Origin of the sequence: Pseudomonas sp. 28 E 9, from assembly GCF_900004785.1 — a bacterium.
Classification (GTDB): domain Bacteria; phylum Pseudomonadota; class Gammaproteobacteria; order Pseudomonadales; family Pseudomonadaceae; genus Aquipseudomonas; species Aquipseudomonas orientalis_A.
The window spans coordinates 18,007-34,315 of the sequence record NZ_CVTK01000029.1; the positions used below are offsets into that span (position 1 = coordinate 18,007).

Here is a 16,309-nt window from a genome sequence, read left to right on the forward strand (position 1 = left end):
GCAACGGCACCCCAAGGAGTTGATATGTCTTTCAATACTGGCCTTAGCGGTCTGCACGCCGCCAACAAGCAGATGGACGTGACGGGCAATAACATCGCCAACGTTGCGACCACAGGCTTCAAGTCCTCCCGTGCGGAATTCGCCGACATCTATGCCGCCTCCAAACTGGGTACCGGCCAGAACAGCATCGGCAACGGGGTGAACCTGGCGACCGTTTCTCAGCAGTTCACTCAAGGCGACGTCAACGGCAGCGGCGGCATCCTCGACATGGCGATCCAGGGCAGTGGTTTCTTCGTCCAGAAAGGCAGCGACGGTTCACTGGCCTACACCCGCAGCGGTGCCTTCCGTGCCGACAAAGACGGCTACATCACCAACAACACGGGCACCTCGCGCCTGCAAGGCTACGCGGCGGATGTCGATGGCAAGATCATCAAGCGTGGCCTGACCGACCTGCAACTGAACCTGTCGAACCTGCCGCCGAAGGCCTCCACCAAGGTGGACTCCACCAGTAACCTGAACGCCTCGGAACGGGTGATCGACCAGGCGGCCAAGCCATTCAACCCGACCGACACCAGCACCTTTACCACTCAATACAGCACGACGTTGTACGACGCCCAGGGCAACGCGCACCCGATGGTGCAGTACCTGGTGAAAACCGACGGCAACAAGTGGAACGCCTACACCTTGATTGACGGTCGCAACCCCGATGGTTCGGCGCCAACCGGCACGCCATCGACCCCACCGGTGCCGTCGACGTTGACCTTTGACGGTGCAGGCAGGCTCACCAGCGTGGTAACCGCAGGCGTATCCGATAAAATCCTGACCATTACCGGCTGGGTCCCTGGCACTGTGACGGGAGGTGTGTGGAAAGCAAACGGCGCGGCTGCCAATCCGACCGGGATCGCTGTCAACATTGCCAACACCACCCAATACAATTCGGCCACTTATCGCAACCCGCCGTTCACCGACGGCTATGCCACCGGCCAGATCACCGGCCTCAAAATCGACGGCAACGGCGTACTGTTCGCCACGTTCAGTAACCAGCAGAGCAAGGCTGTCGGCCAGATATCGCTGGCGAGCTTCAACAACGAACAAGGCCTGCAGCCTGGCGGCGGTACAACCTGGCGAGAGACCTTCGCTTCGGGCCAACCCGGTTACGACGCGCCGCAAACCGGTACGCTGGGTTCGATCAAGGCCAACGCCCTGGAAAACTCCAACGTCAACCTGACCAACGAGCTGGTCGACCTGATCAAGGCCCAGAGCAACTATCAGGCGAACGCAAAAACCATCTCGACTGAAAGCACCATCCTCAAGACATTGATTCAAATGAGCTGATGCCGTACAGCCTGTGAACCTCTCACGCATTGCCGCGTAAAAACGGGGGAGCCAAGCCTGGAGTGATCAGATCCTGAACTGACCGACCAACTGCCCCAGGCGTTGACCCAGATCCGCCAGGCTGCGGGACGTCTGGGCGCCGAGTCGGGTTTCATCGGCCACGCTGTCCACCGCCACGGCAATCTGGTGCACGCTGCGGTTGATTTCCTCGGCCACGGCGGTTTGCTCTTCGGCGGCGCTGGCGATCTGCGCGTTCATGGCGTTGATGGTGCCGATCAACTGCGCCATGGTGTCCAGCGATGCCCCGGCCTGGTTGGCCTGGGCCGACGTGCCGTCACCGGCATCGCTGGAGCGGCGCATGGCGTCGACGGCGGCTTCGGTGCCTTTTTGCAGGCGGTCGATCATGCCCTGGATTTCCTGGGTGCTGGTCTGGGTGCGGCTGGCCAGGGCGCGTACTTCGTCGGCAACCACGGCAAAGCCCCGCCCGGCCTCCCCGGCACGCGCAGCTTCAATCGCCGCGTTCAGCGCCAGCAGGTTGGTTTGTTCGGCAATCGAGCGGATCACACTGAGTACACTGACAATCGACGACACGTCCTGCTGCAGGCTGTCGAGGGACACGCCGCTGCTGCGGATATCGCTCACCAGCGCATGAATCTGCGCGATGCTGCCGTCCACGACGCGCTTGGCGGCCTGGCCCTCGGCATCGGTCTGCTGCGCGGCAACGGCGGCGCCCTGGGCACTGCGCGCCACTTCATGGGCGGCCGACGACATCTGATTGATTGCGGTGGCGACCTGGTCGGTTTCGTGACGCTGACGCTCCATGGCGGTTTCCGAACGCTGGGCTTGCTCGGACACCTGGCTCACCAGGCCGGTGAGTTGCGCGGTCATTTCGGTGATCTGGCGGACCAGGCCGTGAATCTTGTCGACAAAGCGGTTGAACGCGCCGGCCAAGTCGCCGAGTTCGTCCTGGCTGGTAATGGCCAGGCGGCGCGTCAGGTCACCTTCGCCGGCGGCGATATCGTCCAGGTTGGCCTTCATCAGGCTCAGTGGGCGCAGAATGGTGTTGGCCACCAGCAGGCCGACAGCGGCGATCACCAGCAACACCACGGCGGCCACACCGAGAATGCTCAACAGCACGCCCTCCATGCGCGCGTGGACCTTGGCCTCGACCACTGCGACCTGGGCTTCGATGCCATCCAGGTTGACCGAGGTGCCGATGACCATGTCCCACTTGGGCAGGTATTCGGTGTAACCGAGCTTGGGCACCAACTCGGTCTGGCCGGGCTGGGTCGAGCTGTATTGCAGGTAGTGGGTGCCGTCCTTGCCGACTTTGACCAGGTCGCGGTTGACGTAGACGCCGTTGGGGTCGCGATTGTCCTTGAAGCTCTTGCCCACGCCGTCCGGGCTGTTGCCCTTGAACAGGCGGATGGTCTCGGAATCGTAGCCGAAGAAGTAGCCGTCCTTGCCATAGCCGGTGTTGGACAGCAACTTGACCACCTGCGCCCGCGCCGCCGTATCGCCGGGGGCAGCGGCGTCGTAGAGCGGTTTGATGGTGGTCATGGCCACTTCGACATAACCCTGCAGGGTAGCCTTGGCATCGTTGAGCAGGCGCTGGCGGGTTTCATCCACCTCGTTGCGCGCCTGGCCCTGCAGCATCCACACGGTGGTCAGGCTGATAACCAGGGCGAACAGCAACACCGGCACGACGGCAAGGGACAGGACTTTGGCCTTGAGGCTCAGACGCATGGCTTTTCTCTCTTATTAGGGGCGACTTGAGAGGTTAGCGGCCAAATGCGTCATTTCTGTAGGAGCGAGCTTGCTCGCGAAGGTCGCCAACGATAACGCGTGCATTCTGGGTGAACGCGTTAACTGGGCGTTTTTCGCGAGCGAGCTCGCTCCTACAGTGAGGGAGGGAGCTGATGTCAGAGCGTCATCGCCGCCAGCCAGCCAAACGCCAGCAGCGGCAGGTTGTAGTGCAGGAAAGTCGGCACCACGGTGTCCCAGATATGATGGTGCTGGCCGTCGATATTCAGGCCGGAGGTCGGCCCGAGGGTGGAATCGGAGGCCGGTGAACCGGCGTCGCCCAACGCGCCGGCGGTGCCGACAATGCACACGATCGCCACCGGGCTGAAGCCCAGTTGCACACACAACGGCACGAAAATCGCGGCCAGGATCGGCACCGTGGAAAACGACGAACCGATGCCCATGGTCACCAACAGCCCCACCAGCAGCATCAACAACGCCCCGACTCCACGGCTATGGCCGATGAACGCCGCCGAGGTTTCCACCAGGGAACGCACATCACCGGTGGCCTTGAGCACTTCGGCAAAGCCCGACGAGGCGATCATGATGAAGCCGATCATCGCCATCATCTTCATGCCTTCGGTGAACAGGTCATCGGTCTCGCGCCAGCGCACGATGCCCGACACCGAGAAAATCAGGAACCCGGCCAAGGCGCCGATGATCATCGAGTCCAGCCATAGCTGAATGATGAACGCCGAGGCAATCGCCAGGCCGGCCACCAGCAGGGTCAATGGGTTGTACTGCACCGCCACCTGCTCGACACGCTCGATTTTCTCCAGGTCGTACACGCGTTTTTTGCGATAGCTGATAAACACCGCCACCAACAGCCCGACCACCATGCCCAGCGCAGGCAGGCTCATGGCATGGGTCACGTTGACCTGGCTGACGTCCACACCGCTCTTGGCCACGTTGGCCAGCAGGATCTGGTTGAGGAAGATATTGCCGAAGCCCACCGGCAGGAACATGTACGGTGTGATCAAGCCGAACGTCATGACGCAAGCGATCAGGCGGCGATCCAGTTGCAGCTTGGTCAGCACATACAACAGCGGCGGCACCAGCAGCGGGATGAACGCGATGTGGATGGGCAGGATGTTCTGTGAAGCAATCGCCACCGCCCCGAGCAGGCCGATCAGCAGCCATTTGACGTGGTTGCCGCCGCTGGCTTCCTGGCGATCGACCAGCAGCAGCGCTTTGTCCGCCAAGGCATGTGCCAGGCCGGATTTGGCAATCGCCACTGCGAAAGCGCCGAGCAAGGCGTAGGACAAAGCCACTGTCGCACCGCCGCCCAAACCGCTGTTAAACGCCTTGAGCGTGGCGTCGATCCCCAGCCCTCCGGTCAAGCCGCCTACCAGGGCGCCCACAATGATGGCGATGACCACATGCACACGGGACAGGCTGAGCACCAGCATGGTGCCGACCGCGGCGATAACAGCGTTAATCATGGTTACCTCAAGACAGAAACATAAAAGACAGGCATGCCCGCGCCGCAGCGGCCATTGAAGGCGCTGCCGGCGTACGGGCTCAAAGAGGTCTTATTAGAGGGTCCGCACTTTGCAGCAGCCGGCCGGCCATGTCAAAAAGCTGTGACCCCGGGCAGGTTTAAATTGACTGTTTGAATAAAGAAAAAACGCGCGCAGCCGATAACGGTGTCTCTATGTGTATTCATGTAAGGATGTCCCGATGTCGCTCAGGCAGCTCTCCATTCAATGGAAAATTACCCTGCTCGCGGGCCTGTGCCTGCTGGGGATCGTGACCCTGCTGGTGGGTCTGTCGCTGTATCGCATGGCGCAGAGTTCCGAGCAGGTCAAGGCGTCCAGCACGCAGATGCTCGATGAAGCCGCCCAGGCGCGTATCGAGGCTCAAGGTGAAGTGCAGGCGCTGGGCATTCGCCAGCAGTTCATGGATGCCTACCAGTACGGCCATGGTTTTTCCCGCCAGGTGCTGTTTTTGCGCGAGCAGGCGGAAAAACGCTTCCTGGATGCCTTCGACACCCGCGAAGACCTGACTCGCCAGGTCCGCGCCGCGCTGCAGGCCAACCCCGACCTGCTGGGTTTGTCCCTGGTATTCGAAGCCAATGCGCTGGATGGCAAGGATGAGCTGTTCGCCAACCAGGCGGAGCTGGGCAGTAACGACAAAGGCCGCTTCGCCCTGTACTGGTCGCAGCCGACGCCCGGCAAAATCACCTCCATGGCGCTGCCCGAAAGCGACATGACCGACACGTCCATCGGCCCCAGCGGCGAAAAAGCCAACGCCTGGTTCACCTGCCCGCGCACCACCCTCAAGCCCTGCGTGATCGAACCTTACTTTTATGTGATCGACGGGCAGAACGTGCTGATGACCAGCATCGTCTTCCCGCTGATGGTCAACGGCAAAGTCATTGCCTCGTTGTCGGTGGACATCAATCTCAACAGCTTGCAGGCCGTGAGCCAACAGGCCAGCCGGAAGCTCTACGACGGCCAGGCCCACGTCAGCATCCTGAGCCCCACCGGCTTGCTCGCCGGCTACAGCCCGGACGCCAGCAAACTCAGTCAACGCCTGGACCAGGTCGACCCCGACAGCGGCGCACAGCTGATCAATGCCCTGGCGAGCGGCACACAGATCCGCAGCCTGCGCACCGACCACCAACTCAAAGTGCTGGCGCCCTTTGCACCCATCCCGGACGGCAAGCCATGGGGCGTGCTGCTGGACGTACCGAAAAAAGTCCTGGTGGCGCCGGCCGAGGCGCTCAAGGCCCAGTTGGATGCCGACAATACCCAGGGCACCCTGCTCGAACTTGGCCTGGGCCTGCTGGCCGCCGTGATCGGTTTGATCCTGGTGTGGCTGATGGCGCGCAGCGTGACTCGGCCGATCCTCGGCGTGGCACATATGCTCGAGGACATCGCCAGCGGCGAAGGCGACCTGACCCGCCGCCTGGCCTACGACAAACAGGACGAACTGGGCCAACTGGCCGGCTGGTTCAACCGTTTCCTCGACAAGCTGCAGCCGATCATCGCCGAGGTCAAACAATCGGTGCAGGACGCCCGTGGCACCGCCGACCGATCCGCCGCGATCGCCAGCGAAACCAGCGCCGGCATGGAGCAGCAGTATCGTCAGGTTGACCAGGTGGCCACGGCCTCCCACGAAATGAGCGCCACCGCCCAGGACGTCGCCCGCAGCGCAGCCCAGGCAGCGCAAGCGGCCCGCGATGCCGACCAGTCCACCCGCGACGGCCTGACCGTGATCGATCAGACCACCAGCAACATCGGCCTGCTGGCGGCTGACATGAGCACCGCCATGGGCCAGGTTGAAGGCCTGGCGAGCAACAGCGAAAAAATCGGCTCGGTGCTGGAAGTGATTCGTGGCATCGCCGAGCAGACCAACCTGCTGGCGCTCAATGCCGCCATCGAGGCCGCCCGCGCCGGTGAGGCCGGCCGTGGGTTTGCCGTGGTGGCCGACGAAGTGCGCAACCTGGCACGGCGCACCCAGGAATCGGTGGAAGAAACCCGCGTGGTGATCGAGCAATTGCAAAGCGGCACCCAGGAAGTCGTCGGTGCCATGGGCAACAGCTATCGTCAGGCTCAAGGCAGTGTCGAGCAGGTCGGCCAGGCGGTCACCGCACTGCGCCAGATCGGTGACGCCGTCACCGTGATCAGCGACATGAACCTGCAAATCGCCAGCGCCGCCGAAGAGCAAAGCGCCGTGGCCGAGGAGATCAACAACAACGTGGCGACGATTCGCGACGTCACCGAGTCGCTGTCGGAACAGGCCAATGAATCAGCGCGCGTGAGCCGGGCGTTGAACAACCTGGCGAATCAGCAGCAGGGGTTGATGGATCAGTTCCGGGTGTAACGACGCGGGTCCAATGTGGAGGGGCTTGCTCGCGAAAAACGTCAACGATAACGCGTGCTTTCTGAATGAACGCGGTGCCTGTAAGTTTTTCGCGAGCAAGCTCGCTCCTACACAAAGCAGCCGCGCCCACCCGTAACCACGATGCGAAGCGAGCCGCTTTTGATCTTGATCTCAGGCGCCCCGTTAAACCACGCTGGCCGAACGCAGGCGAGGTGCCGAGTGGTGGGGCAAGAGCGTTTTGCTTACTTTTGCGCTTTTCAAAAGTGAGCCGCTGTAAAAGCGGAACCCTAAGTGGCCGTTACCTAAATAATGGATATGTACTCGGTCTGATCCAAGATACTGGCCAGCCCAGAGGCCGCCATCGGGGGCAAGCCCCCTCCCACATTGGATTGTGGAGCATCAGTAAGATAGTCATAGGCTGACAAGTAGCAAAGGGGGGGCAAGTCGAATCGTCGCACCACCCCTCCCACAGTTTTAGATTGGCACTACCGCCTGGGCAATTCGATCAGCACCTTGAGCCCGCCCAATTCACTTTCCTGCAACTGCAGCACCCCGCCCCACACTTCGACAATATCGCGCACGATGCCCAGCCCCAGGCCGTGGCCATCAATCTGTTCATCCAGGCGTGCGCCACGGCTGAACACCTGTTCACGCTGGATCTCCGGAATGCCCGGGCCATCGTCTTCGACCGCCAACCGATAGCCGTGCGGCGCCTCACTCACGCTCAGTCGAACTTCGGCATCCGCCCATTTACACGCGTTGTCCAGCAGGTTGCCGAGCAGCTCCAGCAAATCTTCCCGGTCCCAGGGCAGTTGCAGGCCGGGGGCGACGTGGTAGCTGAGGTCCAGATGTTCGCCGTGGATCATGCGCAGTGTGGCCAATAGCCCCGGCAGTTCCTTTTCACAGTCGAACAACGCCCCCGGCAAGGTTTCACCGGCCAGGCGCGCGCGATTGAGCTCGCGGTTGAGGCGCTGCTGCACCTGTTCAAGCTGATCGCGCAACAACTTGCTCAACTGCGGCTGATCCCTGAGCGCCTCGCTTGATGCGGCACTCAGCATCACCGCCAATGGGGTCTTCAGCGCGTGCCCCAGGTTGCCCAGGGCATTGCGCGAGCGTTTGAGGCTGTCTTCGGTGTGCGCCAGCAAATGGTTGATCTGCGCCACCAGCGGCTCAAGCTCCGCCGGCACCTGGGTGTCCAGTTGCGAACGCTGGCCCTGTTGCAACTGAGCAATCTGATTGCGCGCGGTTTCCAGCGGACGCAGGGCGCGGCGTACGGTGATGCGCTGCAATACCAGCACCACCAGCAAGGCTGCCAGCCCAAGTACCAGGCCGATCTGGCGCATCAGGCGGAAACTTTCCCGCACCGGCGTGTAGTCCTGCGCCACGCTGATGGAAATCGACTGGCCGAAGCGTTTGTAGTCCGAGCGCAATACCAACAGTTTCTGGCCTTCAGGCCCCAGTTGCAGGTTGCCCTTGAGACCGGCCTCGGGAAGCGTCGGCAGTTCCTGGTCCCACAATGAGCGGGAGCGCCAGTGCGTGTCGGCGAAATCAATGCGGAAATAGTGCCCCGAGAATGGCCGTTGATAGGCCGGTGACAGGCGCTGCTCGTCCAGCTGCACACCGTTGGGTCCACGCACCAGTGCCACCAGCAGGTTCTCGCTGTCATTGCGCAGCCCGGCCTCCAGATAGCGCTGCAATCCGGCCTCGAACAGCCACAGGCTGGTTTGCGCCAGCACTACGCCGACGATCACCATCACGCTGATCAACCCCAGGCTCAAGCGCCGCTGGATCGACTTCATGCAGGGCTGGCGCCAAACCGGTAACCCTGGCCGCGCCGGGTTTCGATCACACTGCGTCCCAGTTTGCGGCGCAGATGGTTGACGTGGACTTCCAGCACGTTGGAATCGCGCTCGGTCTCGCCATCATAGAGATGCTCGGCCAGATGGCTTTTGGACAGGATCTGTTCGGGGTGCAGCATGAAGTAGCGCAACAGACGGAACTCGGCGGCCGTGAGCTGGATCTCGTCACCGTCGCGCAGCACGCACTGGCGGCCTTCGTCCAGGTGCAGGCCGGCGGCCTGCAGGGTCGGTTGGTTGGCATGCCCGTGGGCCCGGCGCAACAACGCCTGGATGCGCAGGTGCAGCTCTTCGGGGTGAAAAGGCTTGCTCAGGTAATCATCGGCACCGGCCTTGAGCCCCTCGATGCGTTCCGCCCAGGAATCACGCGCCGTCAGCACCAGCACCGGCGTGGCCAGGCCTGCTGCGCGCCATTGCCCCAGCACCTCGAGCCCCGGCAAGCCCGGCAGCCCAAGGTCGAGGATGATCAGGTCATAGGGCTCGCTGCGGCCCTGGTACGCCGCGTCGCGTCCATCGGCCAGCCAATCGACCGCATAGCCTTGACGCTGCAGGCCGGCCAGCAGCTCATCGGCCAGCGGGACGTTGTCTTCCACCAAAAGCAGGCGCATCAGTCTTCCTTATCCTTGATCAAGGTACCGTCGGTGGCGTCGAGCTTGATTTCGCGCACGACGCCTTCGGTGGTCACCAGTTCCACTTCATAGGCGTATTGGCCATGCTTGAGCTCCAGCTCCGCCTCCAGCAGCCTGCCACCTGGGTAGCGTGACATTGCCTTGTGCAACAGTAGCTCCAGCGGCAGGATCACGCCTTGCTGTCGCAGCGCCAAGGCTTCATCCTGATTGAGGTCGCGAGCGGCCAGGCTTGAGCAAAAGGCCAGGAGCGCCAGCAGCACCAGACTACCGGCGCGTCGATATAGCGTCATTACGTGTCCTGATGATTCTTGAGGACGTGCCCGGTGAGCGCGTCCAATTCAATGTCCCATTCAAGGCCGTGGGCATCTTCCAGTTCGATCTGATAGATGTACTTGCCGTATTCCTCGTCCAGGTCGGTGCCCAGCAAGGTCGACCCCGGATGCAAGGCCAGGGCGGCGGCTTCAAGCTGATCGAAGGCGACAATTGTAACAGTGCCGGGCAATTTCAGCGGTTTGTCGGGGTCCATTGCCCAGGCCGGCGTGACCGAGAACGCAATGATACCGGCGGCGACCAGCGCTGTGAGGCGCTTCATGATAAGTCTCCGTTTCAGGATGTTTTTCCTACGCCTGATCACGGTACGCGCGGCAACTTAATTGAAACTGAATTGCCACCATGGCAATTTTCTGCAGGAGCGAGCTTTGTTCCTGCAATCGCTCTGACAGAGAACGGTATGACAGCTATTCACATCAAGTTCCCCGCCCTGACGCTCAGGGCCGGCAAACGCGCCTTTGCGCGCATTCGTGAGCAAGGTCTTGCACCCGCCGACGTTGGCATCCTCCCGGGTGCGGCCGGCGGCCCCAAGGCCCTGGGTATACAGGGCCTGGACCTGGCGCTGTTCGGCGACTGGTTGCCACGCATGCCTCGGGAACGCGCGCTGATCGGTGCGTCCATCGGTTCTTGGCGGTTTGCCAGCGCGTGCCTGCCCGACCCGGTGCAAGGCTTGCTCGACCTGGGCCGCCTGTACAACGAACAGCGTTTCGCCAAAGGCGTGACCATGGCCGAAGTCAGCCAGAGCTGCCGGCGCATGCTCGACGACCTGCTGGCCGGCCGCGATGCACAGGTGCTGAACCACCCCGACTACCGCCTGAACATCATGGTCGTGAAAAGCCATGGCCTGCTCGCCGATGACCATCGAGGCCGGCTGGGCCTTGGCCTGTCATCGGTGATTGCCGACAACCTGCGCGGCCGCGCACGGCTGTCGCGGCATTTCGAACGCCTGATCATCCACGATCCCCGCCAGGCGCCTCCGGTGCATGCACTGGAGGATTTCCCGTCGCGCTTCCTTGAACTGCAAATGGGCAACCTGCGCCAGGCGCTGCTGGCATCCGGCTCGATTCCCATGGTGATGCAAGGCGTGCGCGACCTGCCCGGCGCAGGCGTTGGCACCTACCGCGACGGCGGCCTGCTGGACTACCACCTCGACCTGCCCTACTGCGGCGACGATATCGTGCTGTACCCGCACTTCACCGACCGCATCATTCCGGGCTGGTTCGACAAAGGCCTGCCGTGGCGGCGCAGCAACCCAAAGGGGTTGCAGGATGTCCTGCTGCTGGCGCCGTCAAGGGACTACCTGGCCCGCCTGCCCCACGGTAAATTGCCGGACCGCAGCGACTTCAAGCGCTTCATGGGCGACGACGCGAGCCGCAACGCCTACTGGCAGACGGCAATGAGCGAGAGTCGACGGCTGGGCGATGAGTTCCTGCAGTTGGCGGACAACGGTGGCCTGGGCGAGCGTTTGCAAGCACTTTGACCCAGCGGTATGCGCGGCGACGGGTCAAGCTGTTAAACTCGCCGCCTGCCAGATACCTGACCGAGCTGAAAATACCGTGGAAATCTTCAAAGATTCCACGGTAGCCTCCCGCCTGAAACCACCCCTTCCCAATTCCCTCGGCACAACCCAACAAACAAAAGCATTTGAGTATCGCCCCGTACCAAGCGATACCTTCCCAATGACAATTAGTTAGTACATCATCCAGTACATTGAAAATGGTTTTGAGAGGATGTACTAGTGGCACTCACGGACACAGCGGCCAGACAGGCCAAGCCAAAGGAAAAGGCATACACCCTCCCCGACTCCCTGGGCCTTTCGCTTTACGTGGCGAACAGTGGAATCAAAAGCTGGCACTTTCGGTTCACATGGCTTGGAAAGCAGGCAAGGATTTCTTTTGGAACATACCCGGAAACGGGCCTCAAGGAAGCGCGCTCTCGTAGAGATGAGGCGCGAGAAGACATTGCGCGCGGCGTAGATCCGCGTCAATCGAGGAAAGAGAAGAAGGCGGGGCTGATTGAGGCTGGCGGTAGGACATTTCGCCGCGTGTACGATGAGTGGCTGGCATTCAGGAAGGGCAGCATTTCGCCGGGCACCTATCGGATCATCAGCAACTTGATGGAACTGGACGTGCTTCCAGCATTTGGCGGGCGGCAGATCGACGCCATCAAGCGCGCCGACGTAATCGGCCTGATACGGCGCATCGAAAAGCGCGGCTCTATAGTCACGGCGGTAAAGGTCCGGCAAAGGATGGGCCAGGTGTTCAGCTATGCAATCGCCACCGGACTGATTGAATCGAACCCTACCGCTGAGATGCACGCCGTCACCGAGAAAGGCGCCCAGAACCGGCCGCATCCATTCTTGCCATTCAGCGAACTACCCAAGACTATCGCCACCATTCAACAATGCGTGTCAGGCCACCAGTTGCGGTCGGCGATCATGCTGATGATTTACACGGCATCACGTCCTGGCGAGGTCAGGCACGCCGAATGGTCTGAAATCGATCTTGATGCCGCGATCTGGACAACGCCGGCGGCGAAGATGAAGGCACGCCGCGAGCATGCCGTGCCGCTGCCGACACAGGCCGTTGAGCTGCTGAAAAGCATGCTACCCATCACTGGCGGCCTTCGCTACGTTTTCACGAATCGTAACGATCCAACAATGCCTATCGGCACGAACTACGCCAACAACGTCATGGACCTCTGCGGCCTCACCGGCAAACAGTCGCCCCACGGCTTCAGGCATCTATTCTCGACTGAGATGAACGGGCGCGGTTACAACCGTGACTGGATTGAACGGCAACTCGCCCACGCCGATAGCAGCTTTATCCGAGATGTGTACAACCATGCGGCCTACCTCGAGCAGCGCCGCGAAATGATGCAGGAGTGGGCAGACCTCGTATCCTCCGGCCCATCTGGTGAATAGCCTACAGTTCGTCGCCTAAAATCGCATCCGGCTTATACCTCGATTACTGTACGCACATACAGTATTTGAGACTTACCTATGAACGTTGACATGGACACAGATGATTGGCTTGGCTGCCCCACTCCGCTGGAAATGTACCAGCACCAGTGCTCAATCCTAGTGGACGAACTGGTCGAAACAGAACGCATGCTGCGCAGGGCCCGGGCGAACATTGCTGGCCTGGTCCAAATGAATGACCTGCTCATGACTGGAAAGGCCGAGGCTGATCGGCAGTTCGCCCGGGTAAGCTCGGAACTTGACGACCTTAAGGGCTCGCTCACAGAGCCAGGAGTACTCAGCATCAAGCTGGTCGCAGGGCAGAGGGATCTTTTCATGCGCGAGAATCAGCGCCTGTTGGCGGAGCTACGTTCGCTCAAGGAGCCACAGCCCTGACGTACGCCTGGCACGCGCGCAAAGCAATTATGGCGTTATCCCCATCGTCGGTGATGGCGACAATTCGTTGCGCATGCGCTGGGTCAAGTTGGGCTCGACGGGCTGCATGAACCACGCCGGCGGCGCCGGGGGCGGCAGGCACGTCGCAGCGACTGGCTGTGTCCGTGGCGTCGAGAAGGACTGACAGCCGGACATCAGCAGTGGTAAGGCGATCACGCAGAGCAGCTTGGTTGCGTTGGGCATTGGATAGTTCCTGAGCGTGTTGTTGGTCCTGTACCGAGATCTGCTGCTCGATGGCCAGGCGCTTGTTCTGCTCGGCCTTCTGCTGACGCCAGGCCTCGTTGGTGATGGCGTCGAGCTGACCCTGGTTCGCGGCGCTCTGCGCGGATAGCTGTTCAGACAGTTGCTTGCCCAGGCGCCAGTCCTGAATCTGCCAGGCGACGCCGGCGGCACTGGCCATCAGCACCAAAATCAGCACGATCAGGCCGACCAGCTTCTGCACTGGCGTCAGCATTGGTCATCCTCCCAGTCAGGTAGATCAACAGTTTGGCCCGCCAGTTCGTGCGTGCAATCGCCAAGGAACTGGATGCGGCCGTCGTTCACGAATGAGTGGCAAACCCTGGGGCCGTCCGACCAGTTGTATCGGACCAGTACCGACGGCGTGAAGGTAGGCGCCTCTGCGTTGCCGTTGTAACCCCAACGCGGGCCAGGCCCATTTCCAGTTGAGATGCCGTGCACCATGTCGCAACCCGGGCACGCGAAGAAGAGATCCCCCTCTTTGGCCCGAGCCAGTACCCGCGACAGCCTGGTGAACCCTGTGCCGCTCATGCCAGCACCTTCAGCGCTTTGTCGTACAGCGCCTGGCGGTCGGCCTGTCCGGTAAGCCCGCCATTGATGCGCTTGGTGATCTTCTCGAACTGACCCTGATCCGCCAGCGTGTTCAGTCCTTTGGTCGACCAGAACCAAGCCGCTGACATGGCGGCGTGCTGCGGCATCTCCAGCAGCTCAGGCTTGTTGACCAGGTCCAGGCCCAGGGCTTCGCCGCACGCGGCATAATTCGCGCGCCCGGTGACCTGGATCAGGCCGCGCCCGCGATACTTGGAACCGTCTCCCTTCACGGTGTTGCCCAGATCGGCACGACCTTCGTACCCGACCTGCTGCTTCGTTGGCCCCCAAATCTCCCGCACATATCGCAACTGGCCCGACTCATGCCCGACCTGGGCGATGAATGCGGCGATGCGCAGCGGGGTCACGATCGCGTGCCGGCCCATGGCCGCATTCAGAACAGGAACAAAAACACCGGCATTGCGGCCGGCGTTCGGTAGTATCTGCAGCAACTGCTGCTCGGTGATAGGCATGCTTTTCTCCAGGCGAAAAAAAACCGCTCAATGGCGGCCGGCTTCGGATCATCAATGATCAGGCTTCGACGGGTGGGGCCTCGTCAGGCGATGACAGAGACTGAGGCAGGTTCACCACCGGCGCGTCAGGCACCAGGATATGCAAGGTGATCATGTGCTTGAGGTCGTAGGGCTGGCCACCCTTGGTGACCGTCACGGTCAGCAGGCCATCAGCGAAATCAGTCTCCACATCCGCCTTGCCGTCTACCTGGTTGACTGTGTAGCCCCAGCCGTCGTCAATGGGCGGGAATGGGACCATGCCCAGGGAGCCGGTGATTTGATAGATACCCTTGGACACCCGGGCCGAAGTCACGGCGGTGTTGCCTTGGGTGACGAAGTCATATGTCGCGCCCGTTGCGCCCAGCACGTTGATAGCCGCTCTCGTCATTTTCATATCGCCTTCAAAGTGCCGTCTGCGGCACGGGTGGTGTTTGCGGTGCTGTAGAACTTCGCCCATGGTGACCATCCGGCAGAACCGGTAAGACGACACATCATCATCTCTGTAGCTGCATAATCAATGGCAACCAACGCACCGAAGTTGTAAGTCCCATCATTGAACGCGGCAAAATGCTGAAGTACGCCATAGCCAGAACCAAAAGGAGGCCGCCCCGCAGTGTCGGCTGAGTATCTAGAAATACCAGTCTGTGCAACCTGGCTGCCAAGCACATCCGTGCGCAAAGTAAGTCCAGGAGTGTAGGGAACTCCAAGCCCGAAAGCTCCAACACCCATTACATTGCCGATCTCTGTACCGATATTTGCGTTAGACGCGGTGCCAAGCTGCGCGCTGCGCGCGTAAAGCTCCGTCGTCATTGCATTGATTTTCACAGCAGTGCTGCGTGTTGTGTCGCCACCAACGCCTGTTGGCGCTGTACCAATGTTTATCTCTTGCCTTGCCATGAAAACATTCCTTACTGAATGGTTTTTCCAATCATCACTGTTAAACCGGTCGAAACAGTATTGCCACCATTTACTATAAGACCGATTTTAATGAGTTTAGCCGGGTAGTCCCACATTGCTGAAATTTGTCTATACCCATTACCTGAGGTGCCACCTACCGCACTCATGATAAAATTATTAATCATGAAGTACTCGTCCTCTTCCATGTTGAATGGCGCACTGAAATATGAAATAGAAAGGCCCTGGCCGGTCTGTCCGCTACCCGTGTAAGTCCAAGTGTTGCTAGACCTAACAAAAATAGCGGGCGGTGATGCGGAATCGAAAACCGGAGCTCCCGAAGCGTTCCAGAACCGCGCCCCATATGTAGCAAGCGGCTGCGTCACGAAATTAGCCACAAACCAACGCCCGGACGGCTGAATGGTGTAGTCGCTGAAGCGCCGAACCCTGAAGCCTGTCCAGCTCCCAGGAGAGCCTAATATCTCCAGATTGCTCATGCCAATGACACCGTTTGCGCTGTTCGGACGAATGAACACTAACGGCTGCTCTTGCGTCGCTATTACAGCTGGAAACAGCGTAAGCGAGGATGCGCCACTTGACTCATTGGTAACGTAGGTGCCTTTGTACAAAGTTGACATCCGAGAAAACTCGGAATCAATAACCGTTCGATTATCGTCACCGGCCGTAAAAAGTAAGCCGTAAGAGTCAGCCATCTATTTAAACCTCACGACTACCAGTCGCTGCTGAAAACTTGTAAGCGCGGAGTTGCCATAAGGATCTCCGCGAATCGTCCTCCAGACCCTTACTACTCCATTCAAAATTTCTGGTTCAACTTGAGCGTTATTGAATGTCCCCACCGCCCCAATTGGGGTTGGGAAAGCT

The 16,309-nt window shown here is 60.6% G+C and carries 17 protein-coding genes and 2 pseudogenes; 6 read left to right on the plus strand and 13 right to left on the minus strand.

The genetic code is table 11. From position 1 onward, the window contains the following. Positions 1–24 precede the first annotated feature (24 nt). On the plus strand, positions 25–1,335 hold the full coding sequence (gene flgE / locus BFQ00_RS05875; RefSeq protein WP_065932881.1) for a flagellar hook protein FlgE: 1,311 nt from the start codon (positions 25–27) through the stop codon (positions 1,333–1,335). 66 nt (positions 1,336–1,401) lie between these two features. Here flgE and BFQ00_RS30325 read toward each other — a convergent pair whose 3' ends face one another. The 3 genes and pseudogenes from BFQ00_RS30325 to BFQ00_RS05885 form a co-directional block, all read right to left on the minus strand. Further along, positions 1,402–2,223, minus strand: a complete 822-nt coding sequence (locus BFQ00_RS30325; protein WP_371914185.1) for a methyl-accepting chemotaxis protein — start codon at positions 2,221–2,223, stop codon at positions 1,402–1,404. A gap of 36 nt (positions 2,224–2,259) precedes the next feature. After that, positions 2,260–3,081, minus strand: a pseudogene (locus BFQ00_RS30330) (cache domain-containing protein); the annotation flags it as partial. A gap of 176 nt (positions 3,082–3,257) precedes the next feature. Further along, on the minus strand, positions 3,258–4,577 hold the full coding sequence (locus tag BFQ00_RS05885) for a Na+/H+ antiporter family protein (RefSeq protein WP_165386136.1): 1,320 nt from the start codon (positions 4,575–4,577) through the stop codon (positions 3,258–3,260). A 1,384-nt stretch (positions 4,578–5,961) separates the two neighbouring features. Here BFQ00_RS05885 and BFQ00_RS30335 point away from each other — a divergent pair. Both BFQ00_RS30335 and BFQ00_RS30340 read left to right on the plus strand, forming a co-directional pair. After that, positions 5,962–6,108: pseudogene (locus BFQ00_RS30335) on the plus strand (HAMP domain-containing protein); the annotation flags it as partial. Between the two features lie 102 nt (positions 6,109–6,210). Continuing rightward, positions 6,211–6,966: a methyl-accepting chemotaxis protein gene (locus tag BFQ00_RS30340; RefSeq protein WP_370671198.1), complete on the plus strand. Its 756-nt coding sequence runs from the start codon at positions 6,211–6,213 to the stop codon at positions 6,964–6,966. Positions 6,967–7,451: 485 nt separating this feature from the next. Here BFQ00_RS30340 and BFQ00_RS05895 read toward each other — a convergent pair whose 3' ends face one another. Genes BFQ00_RS05895 through BFQ00_RS05910 form a run of 4 tightly spaced genes read right to left on the minus strand, consistent with a single transcriptional unit; the run spans position 7,452 to position 10,043 of the window. Further along, on the minus strand, positions 7,452–8,765 hold the full coding sequence (locus tag BFQ00_RS05895) for a sensor histidine kinase (RefSeq protein ID WP_065884048.1): 1,314 nt from the start codon (positions 8,763–8,765) through the stop codon (positions 7,452–7,454). Next, positions 8,762–9,430, minus strand: coding sequence for a response regulator transcription factor (locus BFQ00_RS05900; protein ID WP_065884046.1), 669 nt, complete (start codon positions 9,428–9,430; stop codon positions 8,762–8,764). Before BFQ00_RS05900 ends, BFQ00_RS05895 begins: the two co-directional genes overlap by 4 nt. Beyond that, positions 9,430–9,741, minus strand: coding sequence for a PepSY domain-containing protein (locus tag BFQ00_RS05905; RefSeq protein ID WP_065932885.1), 312 nt, complete (start codon positions 9,739–9,741; stop codon positions 9,430–9,432). The genes BFQ00_RS05900 and BFQ00_RS05905 overlap by 1 nt, the downstream gene beginning before the upstream one ends. Beyond that, entirely contained in the window at positions 9,741–10,043 is a 303-nt protein-coding gene (locus BFQ00_RS05910; protein ID WP_065884042.1) for a PepSY domain-containing protein, read from the minus strand. Before BFQ00_RS05910 ends, BFQ00_RS05905 begins: the two co-directional genes overlap by 1 nt. A 138-nt stretch (positions 10,044–10,181) precedes the next feature. Here BFQ00_RS05910 and BFQ00_RS05915 point away from each other — a divergent pair, with 138 nt between their 5' ends. From BFQ00_RS05915 to BFQ00_RS05925, 3 genes are all read left to right on the plus strand, one after another. Beyond that, the gene (locus BFQ00_RS05915; RefSeq protein WP_065932886.1) at positions 10,182–11,261 is read left to right on the plus strand and encodes a patatin-like phospholipase family protein; all 1,080 of its coding nucleotides are present in this window, start codon (positions 10,182–10,184) and stop codon (positions 11,259–11,261) included. Positions 11,262–11,519: 258 nt separating this feature from the next. Further along, positions 11,520–12,704: a tyrosine-type recombinase/integrase gene (locus BFQ00_RS05920; RefSeq protein ID WP_065932887.1), complete on the plus strand. Its 1,185-nt coding sequence runs from the start codon at positions 11,520–11,522 to the stop codon at positions 12,702–12,704. A 78-nt stretch (positions 12,705–12,782) separates the two neighbouring features. Continuing rightward, complete coding sequence (locus tag BFQ00_RS05925) at positions 12,783–13,136, plus strand: hypothetical protein (protein ID WP_065932888.1); 354 nt, start codon at positions 12,783–12,785, stop codon at positions 13,134–13,136. Here BFQ00_RS05925 and BFQ00_RS05930 read toward each other — a convergent pair. From BFQ00_RS05930 to BFQ00_RS05955, 6 genes are read right to left on the minus strand one after another with little or no spacing between them, the layout of a single operon-like run. Beyond that, positions 13,117–13,647 (minus strand): lysis system i-spanin subunit Rz, encoded by a 531-nt coding sequence (locus BFQ00_RS05930; RefSeq protein ID WP_065932976.1) that lies wholly within the window; start codon positions 13,645–13,647, stop codon positions 13,117–13,119. The two genes, BFQ00_RS05925 and BFQ00_RS05930, sit on opposite strands and share 20 nt — an antisense overlap. Then, entirely contained in the window at positions 13,644–13,964 is a 321-nt protein-coding gene (locus BFQ00_RS29910; RefSeq protein ID WP_065932889.1) for a DUF6527 family protein, read from the minus strand. The genes BFQ00_RS05930 and BFQ00_RS29910 overlap by 4 nt, the downstream gene beginning before the upstream one ends. Next, entirely contained in the window at positions 13,961–14,494 is a 534-nt protein-coding gene (locus BFQ00_RS05940; protein WP_065932890.1) for a glycoside hydrolase family 19 protein, read from the minus strand. Before BFQ00_RS05940 ends, BFQ00_RS29910 begins: the two co-directional genes overlap by 4 nt. Before the next feature lie 58 nt (positions 14,495–14,552). Next, the gene (locus BFQ00_RS05945; RefSeq protein ID WP_065932891.1) at positions 14,553–14,921 is read right to left on the minus strand and encodes a hypothetical protein; all 369 of its coding nucleotides are present in this window, start codon (positions 14,919–14,921) and stop codon (positions 14,553–14,555) included. Positions 14,922–14,923: 2 nt separating this feature from the next. After that, positions 14,924–15,430, minus strand: a complete 507-nt coding sequence (locus tag BFQ00_RS05950) for a hypothetical protein (protein ID WP_065932892.1) — start codon at positions 15,428–15,430, stop codon at positions 14,924–14,926. An 11-nt stretch (positions 15,431–15,441) separates the two neighbouring features. Beyond that, the gene (locus BFQ00_RS05955) at positions 15,442–16,140 is read right to left on the minus strand and encodes a hypothetical protein (RefSeq protein WP_065932893.1); all 699 of its coding nucleotides are present in this window, start codon (positions 16,138–16,140) and stop codon (positions 15,442–15,444) included. Between the last annotated feature and the right edge of the window lie 169 nt (positions 16,141–16,309).